The organism is Pseudoalteromonas sp. SR44-8 (genome assembly GCF_014163635.1).
Taxonomy (GTDB): domain Bacteria; phylum Pseudomonadota; class Gammaproteobacteria; order Enterobacterales; family Alteromonadaceae; genus Pseudoalteromonas; species Pseudoalteromonas rhizosphaerae.
Genome location: NZ_JACJDS010000027.1, coordinates 32533 through 44850, shown reverse-complemented (window position 1 = coordinate 44850; position 12318 = coordinate 32533). Strand labels below are relative to the sequence as shown.

At 40.8% G+C, this 12318-nt stretch carries 9 protein-coding genes; 3 read left to right on the top strand and 6 right to left on the bottom strand.

The annotated features are described in order from the left end of the window. Positions 1–21: 21 nt before the first annotated feature. Positions 22–1542, top strand: a complete 1521-nt coding sequence (locus H5183_RS14315) for a hypothetical protein (protein WP_182731987.1) — start codon at positions 22–24, stop codon at positions 1540–1542. Positions 1543–1616: 74 nt separating this feature from the next. On the opposite strand, the gene H5183_RS14310 is transcribed toward H5183_RS14315, so the two are convergent. From H5183_RS14310 to H5183_RS14285, 6 genes are all read right to left on the bottom strand, one after another. After that, positions 1617–2276: a hypothetical protein gene (locus tag H5183_RS14310; protein WP_182731986.1), complete on the bottom strand. Its 660-nt coding sequence runs from the start codon at positions 2274–2276 to the stop codon at positions 1617–1619. A 364-nt stretch (positions 2277–2640) separates the two neighbouring features. Beyond that, positions 2641–3306 (bottom strand): class I SAM-dependent methyltransferase, encoded by a 666-nt coding sequence (locus H5183_RS14305; RefSeq protein WP_182717327.1) that lies wholly within the window; start codon positions 3304–3306, stop codon positions 2641–2643. Between the two features lie 9 nt (positions 3307–3315). After that, positions 3316–6957 (bottom strand): AAA family ATPase, encoded by a 3642-nt coding sequence (locus tag H5183_RS14300; RefSeq protein ID WP_182731985.1) that lies wholly within the window; start codon positions 6955–6957, stop codon positions 3316–3318. Then, positions 6954–8198 carry an exonuclease SbcCD subunit D C-terminal domain-containing protein gene (locus tag H5183_RS14295; RefSeq protein WP_182731984.1) on the bottom strand — a complete coding sequence of 415 codons (1245 nt, stop codon included), beginning with the start codon at positions 8196–8198 and terminating at the stop codon, positions 6954–6956. The genes H5183_RS14300 and H5183_RS14295 overlap by 4 nt, the downstream gene beginning before the upstream one ends. Positions 8199–8274: 76 nt before the next feature. Continuing rightward, positions 8275–8514: a hypothetical protein gene (locus H5183_RS14290; RefSeq protein ID WP_145238872.1), complete on the bottom strand. Its 240-nt coding sequence runs from the start codon at positions 8512–8514 to the stop codon at positions 8275–8277. A 128-nt stretch (positions 8515–8642) separates the two neighbouring features. After that, positions 8643–8897, bottom strand: a complete 255-nt coding sequence (locus tag H5183_RS14285; RefSeq protein ID WP_182731983.1) for a hypothetical protein — start codon at positions 8895–8897, stop codon at positions 8643–8645. 305 nt (positions 8898–9202) lie between these two features. Here H5183_RS14285 and H5183_RS14280 point away from each other — a divergent pair, with 305 nt between their 5' ends. Both H5183_RS14280 and H5183_RS14275 read left to right on the top strand, forming a co-directional pair. Further along, entirely contained in the window at positions 9203–11644 is a 2442-nt protein-coding gene (locus tag H5183_RS14280; protein WP_182731982.1) for a M1 family metallopeptidase, read from the top strand. Then, entirely contained in the window at positions 11644–12162 is a 519-nt protein-coding gene (locus H5183_RS14275) for a DUF6702 family protein (protein WP_145238863.1), read from the top strand. The genes H5183_RS14280 and H5183_RS14275 overlap by 1 nt, the downstream gene beginning before the upstream one ends. Positions 12163–12318 lie beyond the last annotated feature (156 nt).

The window sequence follows — 12318 nt, the reverse complement described above, 5'->3', positions numbered from 1 at the left end:
GTTATTTTGTTTAATAGATTTATGATGGCTCACGTATTACGACTTTGCTTATTTATTTTATTTACTTTTAGTTTCAATAGCTTTGCTAAATACAGTGAAGCTATGTGCATTTTGTATAAACAACAAATGCAACAATACAGCGATAATACAAGTAGCCGTAGTTATCGAAATGCGGCAAAAGATTATAAAAACAACTGCAGTAACCCACCTCCAGCGTCTCAAGCGAAACCAGCACCTGTAGTGGTTGCACCAAAAACACATGTTGATAATAAAATAAAATCTACATTAGAGACGCAAAACTCGACTGTAAACCCCCTTGACAGCAATTCGTCAGTAGCCAAAAATGAGCCAGCAGAAGTTCAAAGGGAGGCGTCTGTAATTGTTGAAAATGTTGAAAATGTTGAGAATGCCCAAAGTATTGAAGTTGAGCAAAAGAGCAGCGCAGAAACCACAGTCGAACAGCCGCTTGGGCAAAACAATGATGTAGTTGATGCTACACCCGAAGCAGTAATAACAAGCGAACCTGCGACGATAAAGGTAACAGCCCCAGAACCAGTGCGCACTGAGTCGGATTCGTTATTAATGCCAAGTTTATTGTTGTTAGTAGTTTTATTATTAGCTGCAATGTTGCTGCTGCGCTTACGGGCTAACAAAAAAGCAGTTGAAACTGCACCGCTAATTCCTGCAACTGATGAGGCTTCAAGTACAGAAGCCGCTGAATCAAAACCAACCCCCGCAAAAGCTGAGCCCGTAGCAAGCGAATCCACTGTTGCGCCAAAAAAAGCGGTTATAGCAGAGCAAGTAGTGATTGCAACTCCACAAACTGAAGTGATAAGTGCAGACGATGTGAACGTAAAAGTTGAGCTAACGCAGCGGCTTTTTAAAAATGAGCATGATTTTAAAGAGCCTGAAGTGCGTATGTTTGATCCTGATGCGCCATTACCAGGTCAGAAGCCACAACAACCTAAAGACGTCATAAAGCCTGCGACGATAAATGTTGAAGCTGATCTTGAAACTAATTTAGAACCACACCAAACGACCACAACAGAGCTCGATAGCGAAGCTGAGCAATTACCTAAAATGGATGATGAAAACGTTATTCATTGCGCAACGAATGAAGTAGCAAATGAAATTGTCCATTCGGATGCTGTTAATAGTAGTGGCCAAGCGCTCACATCAGGCCTTTCGCAAACGAGGGAAGTTGAGCCATCAATGACCGTGGATGTTCAACCACAAGCTGATACTTTAACGGTAACTGACAGTGATGATGAAATAGCACAGGCGCTTGCGGCATTAAACGATGAATTAGCAGCAGAGCAGCATAGTGCATCAGAGCAAGATGAAAGAGATAATATATCTGGCGCATTTGTAGCAGATCCAAATCAGAGTAAAGCTAACCCATTTGCTAATTTATCACTCGACCCCACTTGGGATCCAAATTCAAAAGAAAAGCCGACGATTGTCCCGAAAAAAACAGTGCCAAAATCAGCCAAATTAATTGCAGCACAGGAGCGTGCAAAACAGTTAAAAACTGACGATTAATATATTAATTGTCGCTGGAGATTGATTATCCAAAGCTCAGACTATTTCGTTTAGTAGCAGCCTGCTCTGGGCTGTTACTTGCTGCTATAAATTACTTTGTTTGTATGAGTTAATATTACGAACCGCTTCACCCTTTTAGCATGTCGCCAACTAAAAAATAAAATCACAACGGTAATAAACAAACAAATACAGACAATCCCCATTAATGAAGAAGCATGTTGTAATAAGCTTGTTTGGGGGAGTGACTTTACGTTTTGAGTAGCTAAACTAATCGATTGCATGCCTTTTCTGGGTAGGATGATTTCATAGACATGATCATTAGGTTGTACTTCGGCACGTTGTAAGTTGCCCGCTGTTTGCCATTGTAACTCAAACTGTTGACGTTTTTTTCGCTGATGCTCCGTACACCAAAGTGCATTAATGGTGGCGTTTTCTTTAGTTTTACAGCGCGCTGGCAACTCATAAAAATTGCGCCATGCAGTCTGTTTTGCCGTGTTGTTATATGAGTGTAGATAAAAACCAGCTGTTATTGGTGATTCAATTATATTCACGAAGCTGTCTTTATCGGTTGATGTTGTGATGTTTTCTCTGCGATTACAAAAATCAGCTAGTCGAGTGAATAGTGTTGTGTCAGGTTGTTCTAATTGCGGTTGTGTCAAAGGGGAGTAAACAGCGGATGCAGTACATAGCGGGCTGAAACTGAGGGAGATTAATATAAAAATCCATTTTTTCATTAGTTACGTCCTGTAAAAGATGAACGTACAGCCTACCATTATTTTTTGTTATTGCAAACTTTATAGGTACAACCAAATAAGACGGTAACCGTTAAAAGCTTATATTTGGCTTAAAAGCACATGAAAAAATTATTATTGATTCTAAGTGTGTCAGTACATTGTTGTTAGTGGGATGATACACAATCCCAAGTAATGGTGGTTTTATTAGACCTAATACGAATCTATTTGGTTAGGGTAAGATATTGAAAAATAAAGTGTCAATATTAAAACCGTTAACCAGCGTTGGGTAAACGGTTTTAAAAATGCTTTAATGCATGTCTAAGTAGTAATAGAGCATTGTGAAAGGTAAATTATTAGTTTACGTTTAGCGTTTTTGTGCCACATAACCACTAAAACCAAGTGTTTTAAAATACAACTTGCCACTATTGAAGCCTGTTTCATCGAGTAAGTCGGCAAGACGAATTCTATCAAGTGGGAAAAACTCATGCTCAAAATTATGCTGCATGCGCTCTACCCCTGTTTCAGTTAAGCCTAATTGTTTGCTGAGTATCAATTGGGCATCACGCTCAAAAAGTGTTTCTGGACGCATTAAATCGGCTAAATATAATTGCCCATGTGCTTTTAGCTGTGTGCTAATTGCTTGCAACATGGCTTTTTTATCGCCGTTATCTGCCACAAAGTGCATCACTAATAAGCATAATGCGGCATCCGCTTGTTGTTTAAGTTCGGATGGCGAGCCTAAGTGTAAAGTAACCCGTTCGCTGATCCCAAGCTCAACAAATCGTTGCTTTGCGATATCGAGCATGTCTTGTGAGGTATCTTGTGCAGTAAAATGCCACTTAGGCTGCAAGGCAGCAAGGAGGGCGACTTCTTTACCGGTACCGGCGCCTATTACCAAAATATGCGCTTCATCGCCGAGCGTTGCTTGTAGTTGCGCTGCGGTACTGCTGTGCAGCAATTCATACCCCGGTACTAAACGAGGAATGCGAGAATCATACTGCGTTGCTTCGTCTTGTGTAAATGTTGGCATTACTATTCCTTAAATAATTGTAACAGTCGAATAGCCACCAGGTTTCTTGGCGACATGAACTTGGGTAGCAACCCGTTCTGTCATTTGAGATACATGGGAGATCACGCCCACTTTGCGCCCCTGCGCTTGTAATGAATCAAGTGCATCCATGGCAATGCTTAATGTTTCACTGTCTAACGTACCAAAGCCTTCGTCAATAAACAAAGAGTTAATACTTACTTTATTGGATGACAAAGATGCAAGGCCCAGCGCAAGTGCCAACGAGACTAAAAACGACTCGCCGCCGGATAAGGTATTAACTGAACGTTGCTCATCAGCCATGTCCTTATCAACAATGGCGATATCCAAGGTTTGCTCAATAGCTGTAAGTTCATAGCGTTTGTTTAACGTTCGTAAGTGGCTGTTTGCATAGTGTAATAATATTTTTAGCGTTTGCGTTTGTGCTAAGTTACGCATGGTTTTACCCGTTGCATCACCCAAGACTTTATTAAGTACATGCCATTGCTCGACGTGTTTTTGCAAGGTTGCCAATTCAGTTTGTTTGCCTTGCAGCGCCTGACGGTTTTGATTGTGCTGTTCAAGTACAGTATTGGTTGCAAGCTGTGCTTTGTGCTGCGCAGCTTGCTGATCGTTTAAATTGGCTAACTGTTGAATAAGCTCAGCATGGCTTTGCTTAGGTTTATCGCTGTTTTGATGCTGTAAGTAAGCGTGTTTGTGCTGCTTTAACGCGGCATTTTCATCTATTAAAGCTTGCGCTAATTGTTCATGTTGCTTTAAATGCGTTTTAATTTCATCGCTACTTAGTGTTAGTAAAATTGTGACCTGTTCGTGGCTTGCATCGCTGTAGCGGCTTTTAAATTCAGCAAACCATTGATTATAGCGAGTATCGAGGTCGGCTTGTTCTTGCGCATTTTCAAGTAGCCGTTGCTCGAGGCCTTGCAGCGTTATCGCGTGCTCGTCGCGTTGTTTTATCGCGTTATCGTGCGCTTTTTGGCTGTGCTGAAGCTGTGCTTGGCATTGCTCTTGTTGAGCAGCTAGCTTCGTTTGGTAGTCGTCAGCACTAATGTGTTCATTATTAAATAGCGCTAAGCGCTCACTTTGCGAGCTGCTATGTTGTTGCTGTGCTTTGGCTAAATCATCTTTTAGGTTTTTTAAGATTTGCTCTGTATCACTGATCAGCGGTGTAAACTGCTGCATCTGTTGGTCAGCGCTATCGAGTTGTTTTTGCGCTTGCTCAAGCTGCTCTTGGTTGTGCTGATATTGCTCAACTTGCTGGTTTAACTCAATTAAATTAAGCGAATTATTTTGCAGTTGTTGCCAAAATTGAGCCTCTTGAAATTGTGAACCAAGGGTCGCGGTTAGCTCATTAATTTGTGTGCTTAGCTCACTTAGCTTGCTATTGAGCTGGCTTTGTTGATTGCTTAGTTCAAGGTGGCGTGTATGTAACTGTTGTTGAGCTTGCTGCTCATTTTTAAAGATACTTTGCAGTTGGTTTACCTGCTCTTGCAAGTTGCGCTGTTGTTTTTGTGTTGCATAATACTGTGTTTTTTGTTCATTGAGCGCAATGTAACTGGCCTCCAATTGCTCTGAGGTTAAGTCATTAAGTTCAGTACGGGCCGCTTGCATGGTATGTTTTATTTCAAGCTGTTTAGTCTGTGCAGTCTGTACCGCTTGGCTGTGTTGTGTGTGTTCAGCAACGAGCACAGCATGCTGAGTTTGATGCGAGTGAAGCTCTGCTAGGGCATTTTCGTAGTGCTGTTTTGCAGTTTTATAGTCATTTTCAAAAGCAGCGATCAAGTTAGTTAATTGCTGATCTGCGAATGGGTGTTCGGTTGCTCCACATACCACACAAGGTTCATTTGGCGTAAGTTGAGCACGTAAATGTTCGACACTTTCGCTGGCACGCAAGCGAGCTTGATTTAGTGCGTATTCACTGTGTTTAAGCGTTTGTTCTCTTGTTACAAGGTTCTGGGTTAGCGTTGTTTGTGTTTGCTCGCCCTGACTTAGTTTGCTTGCAATAACACTTTGTTGTTGCGTGCTTTGCTTTAGCTCTTGATTAAACTGTTTGTAACGTTCGCGTTGCTCTTTTAAGTAATCGATACTTTTAAGTTTGGCATCACATTGCTCAATATTAAATTGGCCGTGTTGCTTGTTGAGTTGATCAAGCTTTTGTTGTTCGCTTAAAAGTGTTTGTTCGCTTAGCGTCAGTTTTTTAGTTTGTGTTTCCAGCTGCTCGTTTTGCCGTATAAGCTCAGCTGCTAACTGTGTACTTTGTTCAGTCGTTGTTGCAAATTGCTGCTTAGCGTGCAAAAACTGATTAAAGCTATGCTGATAGTAATTCCAATCACTCGCTAGTTGCTTAAGTTGACTATGCTGGTTTAGCCATTGCTGGTGTTGCTCGGAATGTTTTTTTGCTTGTTGATGACTTGCTTGGCTTTGTTTAAATTGCTGCTGTAAATGAGTAAGTTGTTTTTGCTCTTTTTCATTTTGCCTTGTAATGCTGGTTATTGTTTGTGTTTGCATCGCAAGTTGATTGTCTAGCTCACGCGCTTTAGCAATGATTGGTTCTGCGCTTTTTTGCTGTTGTTTCGCCCTTTGCAAGCTCTCGTTGTGCTTTTCAAGTGCGCTGGCAAGATCAGTAATGAGTGCCATATGATCGATACTCTTTAAATCATTTACCTTGGTATTTAGTTCATTATTTTGCGCCGTTAAGCTTTTAAAGCGATTGCGATTGTCTTTAATTTCCAGTGCACTTTGCGCTTGTTTAGCCTGTTCACTTTGTGTTGCAATGGCTTTAAGCGCTGTACTGGCTTGTTGTTGATTTTGTTGTGCTAGATTAAGTGCTTGCTCTAAGCTATTGGCTTGCTTATACCAGTTTATACCCTGCTCGATGCCAGCTAAGGTTTTTGTAGTATCTTCAATTTGCTGTTTTAAATCATCAAGTAGTTGAGTTTTCGCGGCAAGTTCTTCGTCAGTGAGTAAGGTATAACTGGCTAAACTGGCTTTGAGCAATTCGAGTTTATTTAGCTGTTCTTTATGGCGCTCAAAAATACGTTTACCAATCAAGCTAAATTTATCTGTGCCAGTTAAGCATTCTAAAAGCTGGGCTCGTTCATCACCCGTGGCCTTTAAAAATGCCGCAAACTCATGTTGCGCTAATAATACCGCCCGCGAGAATTGTTCAAAGTTGAGCCCTATTTTACTTTCGACTTCTTTTATGGTGTTGCTTTTATCAGCTATTAGCGTTTCGTCTGGCAAAGTATAGAGGCTGTGCTCAGCTACTTTTAACTTGCCGGTTATTTTTTTATGAGTTCTTTGAATGGTATAGCACGCGCGATAGAGCTGTTTATCTTGGCCTAAAAAATCGACCTCGGCAAAACCTTCCCATTTACCCTTACGTAATAAGTTACGTGGGTCATTTAACTTTATACTGTCACCATTAAAATCTATTAAGTTACCTTTATCACCTCTTAATCGAGCTGTTTTGGTATAAAGGGCTAAGCAAATCGCATCTAAAAAAGTGCTTTTTCCTGCACCGGTGTCGCCCGTTATGGCAAATAAACCAGCATCCCTTAACGGTGCTTTGGTAAAGTCGATTTCGGCGTCAACAATTGAGGCTAAGTTATGGATACGTACTGCGGTTATTTTCATAGCTGTTCTTGCTCCGCAAGTTCGCTTATTACATCGTTTAAAAGGGTTTTTAGCTCATCCGGGACAGCTTGCCCCGCCATGTCTTTGTTATTGGCAAACGCTTGCTCTAATAACATTTGCGGGTTGAGCATCTCGACTTGGCTTAAATCTTCAAAGACAGTTAAACGCTGCTCTTTATTTTGCTGACGAACGCGTTCTATGCCACAAAAGCGCACTTCTTTGTTCTCTAGTGCTTTTTCAATTTGCTCTCGAAAAGTTGTATCGGTATCCCCTGCACTGAGCTTTACTCTTACATACGGAGCTTGGCTATATTGGCTTAGGTCTAGGCTCGATAGTTGTTGGCATAATTGTTCAAGAGGTACGCACTCTCCTTCAGGTAATAGAATCACTTCTGTTGGGCGAGGAATGTAAAGGGGGTTTACAGTCACTGCAATCGTATCATCAGTGGTGGTTGTAAACTCAGCAACACATACTTGGTGTTTATAGTTGCGCTCTGAAAACGACATCGGCATTGGTGTACCGCTATAGCGGATTGTCTCGGACTTTGCGACTATTTGCGCTTTATGCAAGTGGCCCAGCGCAACGTAATCAGCATGATTGCTAAACACGTTTGCTGTGACTGATTCTTCTCCGCCAATTATCAAATTTCGCTCAGAATCACTGGAGATATCGCCGCCCTTGGCATGTAAGTGCCCCATCACTATCAGCGGCGTTGCTGCAGGCTTATCAATGAGCGCATGATCAATACTTAGCTGGTACGCCTTAGCTATGCCTTGAGCGTAATCGTGACCGTTTTCAGTGTGACTAAGCGAACTAACATCACTGGCACGTAAAAATGGCATTGCAACGATATGAGCTGTTACAGAGTTGCTATTTAAACGCAGTACCACATCTGCAGGGCTGTTTGCATCAAAACGGCCTACGACCTGAGTATCAAACTGTGCAAGCAGGGGCTGGGCGGCCATTATGCGATTTGCAGAATCATGATTACCGGCAATAAGTACTATTTGTAATGCAGGGCATTGTTTTTTGGCATCTTTTATAAATTGGTAGAGTTGATTTTCACTGCTAGCAGGTGGGGTAGCTGTGTGATAAATATCACCAGCGACTAACAGCAGATCTATTTGTTGTGTGACGAGCGTGTCTATCAGCCAACTGAAAAACACCTGATGCTCTTGGCAGCGATTGTGTTCGTAAAATTGTTGGCCTAAATGCCAATCTGAGGTATGTAAGACTTTCATGTCACGCTCTTAAAAAACAGTTAAGAGCGTCAATATACCCAAGCTAAATTAAGATGCAAGGGCACAAGCTGAATCTTTAACTTGTTAGGTTATACCAAGCAAAGATCACCATGGGTAAAGCTAACAATGCCAGCACTAATGGTACTTTGAGTGCTTTGGTTTGTTTGGCCTGCAGTACTTTTAACGCATTCGTTTCGTTACAGGCAGCTACTTTATCAATATAAAAATAACCTGAATCTAAATACTGTTTACAACTTTGTTCATCTGCTGGAATTGCAATTACTTCTTGTTGTTTTTTTAGGATATAAAAATCCATATGCCCACCGCATTTTACTAGTATGTTGAAACACTTTCGAGGAGAAAAGCGATGCTTTTAACCCCCTCAAATCAAAAAAGTGGGCGATTTTAAATACAAATGACTATAAAGGTCAACTAAAGAATTCATTATTTAGCCATTAATACAAAAATAGCCGAAATTAAGCTAAAAGTTATGCTTATAACCACCAAACTACTGCATAAAACAAGCCACTTTTTACGTTTTTTACTATGTTTTGGAAAGCGATCGAGTGCGTCGTTTTTATCGCAAGCCGCAACGACTTCAACAAACTCGAAGCCCCGCTTTTGATATTCATTTAGTTGCTCAGTCTGAGCTGGAATTGCCGCAACACTATTATCTTTTTTTACAATGTAAAATTTCATTGGTTACCCCTGCAAGCTGTCAGCTAGCTTATTCAATACTATGGTAAGAGGGTTTACTACTCATCGTTTAGGTTAACGTGTTTACAAATTGTAAAGCTAACTGTAATAGACTTGCATTAATTAAGCCTGAATTTCGTACAAAAGTTGCTGTAAACCCCCTTTACAATAATTGCCTTGTTGTTAATCATCAGTATTTAAGAATAAGTTATTTTTTACCCTATAAATGCGGCGGTTTATCGCTATTTTATTGAATATATCTGACTATTTTGACAAAGTATGCTTACGAAAAATTAACAGGATTAATTATGAAAAAAGCAGTTGTAACTTTAGGGGCTATATTTTTACCGTTAGCTCTCTCAAGTACTGTCATGGCTTCTGCAGTTGAGCAAACAAAAGGCAGTTATGTTGATAAGTTTCGCCAACTCGATGAAGTGCTGCCTACACCGAATGTTTATCGCAGTGCAGCAGGTGAACCTGGTGAAAAATACTGGCAACAGCATGTTAATTACGACATCGATGTAAAGCTTGATGAAAAAGCGCGTCGCTTAACAGCAAGTCAAACCATAGAGTATAAAAATAATTCACCACACACACTCAAGTATTTATGGTTGCAACTCGATCAAAATATTTTTAAAAGTGACTCTATTGCAGAACGTACTGCTACATTTAATGGTTCTGCCTTGCAGGGAGATCCACAACCCAAAGCAACTAAATTAAGTTTAAGCCAGCTACGTCGTCAACAATTTATGAGTGACAATGAACTTGGCTTTACAATTGCTAATGTTAAAGATGACAACGGTAAAGAATTAAAAGTCACAGTTGTTGATACACTAATGCGTATTGACTTAAATGAACCACTGAAACCAGGCAAAGACACCGAATTCAGCATGGACTTTGCTTTTAACATCGTTGAAGAAGATGCCGTTGGCGCTCGCTCTGGTTACGAGCATTTTGAAAAAGATGGCAACGATATATTCTTACTTGCTCAATGGTTTCCACGTTTAGCTGCTTATACAGATTACGAAGCATGGACTAATAAAGCCTTTTTAGGCAGTGGTGAGTTTACGCTAGAATTTGGTGATTATGATGTTGAGATCACTGTTCCTGCCGATCATATCGTCTCAGCAACGGGTAAGCTTGATAATGCTAGTAGCGTGCTGACCCGTACTCAGCGAAACCGTTTAGAACAAGCCAAAAATACAAAGCGTCCAGTATTTATCGTTACTGAAGATGAAGCCTTAGAAAATGAAAAAGAAGGCACAGACAAGACCAAAACATGGCACTTTAAAGCGGAAAATGTGCGTGACTTTGCATGGGCGTCGTCGCGTAAATTTATGTGGGATGCAAAAGGTTACCAACAAGGAGGTAATGATCAGCCATTAGTGATGGCTATGTCATTTTTCCCCAAAGAAGGTGGCGATCTATGGAAGAAGTATTCGACCGAAGCAATCGTACATACAATGGAAGTTTATTCGCGCTTTTCATTTGATTATCCATACCCTGTTGCGCAGTCAGTCAATGGTCCAGTAGGCGGTATGGAATACCCAATGATCACATTTAATGGCCCACGAACTGAGTTACAGGATGACGGTTCGCGTACTTATTCACAAGCTGAAAAGCGCTTTTTAATTGGCGTGGTGATCCACGAGGTTGGTCATATTTATTTTCCTATGGTGGTGAACTCTGATGAGCGCCAATGGACTTGGATGGATGAAGGTTTAAACAGCTTTTTAGATGGTGTTGCTGGGCGTGAATGGGATCCAACTATTCCATGGGGGGTTGAACCGCGTGACGTTGTTGCCTACATGAAGTCTGAAAATCAAGTGCCGGTAATGACTCAGTCAGACAGCGTACTGCGTTTAGGGCCTAATGCTTATACCAAACCTGCGGCCGCACTAAATATTTTGCGTGAAGTGATTTTAGGCCGTGAGCTGTTTGATTTTGCGTTTAAAGAGTACGCCCAGCGTTGGAAGTACAAGCGCCCTACCCCTGCTGATTTTTTCCGTACCATGGAAGAAGCATCAGGTGTTGATTTAGATTGGTTCTGGCGTGGCTGGTTCTATAGCACTGATCATGTTGATATCTCGCTCGATAAAGTCTATCAATTACGTTTAGATACTAAAAATCCTGATATAGATTTTAATCGCCTACGTGATATTGAAGCGGCTAAACCTATGCCACTATTTGTGGAACGCAATAAGGCTGAAGCTAAAAAGCTATGGGTTGAAGAAAACTCCGACGTAACTGATTTCTACGATGAAAACGACCGCTTCACTGTTACTAACAAAGAGCGCAACTCGTATAATAAATTTTTAAAAGGCTTAGAGCCATGGGAGCGTAAAGTACTCGATCGCGCAGTTGCAGAAGATAAAAACTATTACGTGCTTGAATTTTCGAATTTAGGCGGCCTAGTAATGCCAATTTTACTTGAGCTTACCTATGAAGATGGTACTAAAGAAGATCGTATGATACCTGCCGAAATCTGGCGTCGCAACCACAAACATGTGCAAAAACTTATTATTACTGATAAGAACAAGCCTTTGGTATCTGTAACGGTTGATCCTCGTTGGGAAACTGCAGACGTAGATGTTGAAAATAATAACTACCCTCGTCGTATTATTCCTTCACGTATTGAAGTGTATAAAAAAGAGCAAAGTAAAGCCAAAGTCAGCCGCGATATCATGCATGATATTAAAACTGAACTAAAAACAGATGACGAAAAAGATGACGCTAAGGAACAAGAATAATGCGTTTTATGCTTATTATTCTTGCTTTTATAGTTGCTATGCCTGCGACGGCACATCAACTTAAAGCATCAGTAACTACTGTTTTATTCAATAAACGTACTAGCAATATTGAGCTAATGCATCGTTTTTATTTACATGATACCGAGCATGCTGTGGAGCATTTATTTGCCGGTGGCGCCGATATTATTAGTAATAAAGAAGATCAACAACGCTTTGTAGATTACATCGAATCACATGTTGCTTTACAAACACTCGATGGAGAGCCGCTAGTGTTGAAAGAAGTGGGTGCGCAAGTTGATGGTAAGTTTTTTTGGGTTTACCAAGAAGCACCGATCCCAAAGGATATTAAAGGTATCCGTATGAGTCACGGCGCGCTGCGCGATTTATGGCCTGCGCAAGTGAATATGGTTAATGTTGAAGGTAAAGGCAAAGTGAAAACACTGCACTTTACCCAAGATGACACTTGGCTAGAAGCGCGCTTTGAACCAGCTAATACAGCGGTAGAGCAAACAAAGTAGGCAAGTTTAATAGTCCCCCAACCGACGCGCACAGTGGTTTTGTGCGCGTTTTTTATTAATTTTTAATTAAATACGAATATGTTTCTTTTCATATCCAATTGCTTAAACTATCTTAAAGTAAGTAATTTGGATGAAAATTAAATCATATACAAGGAG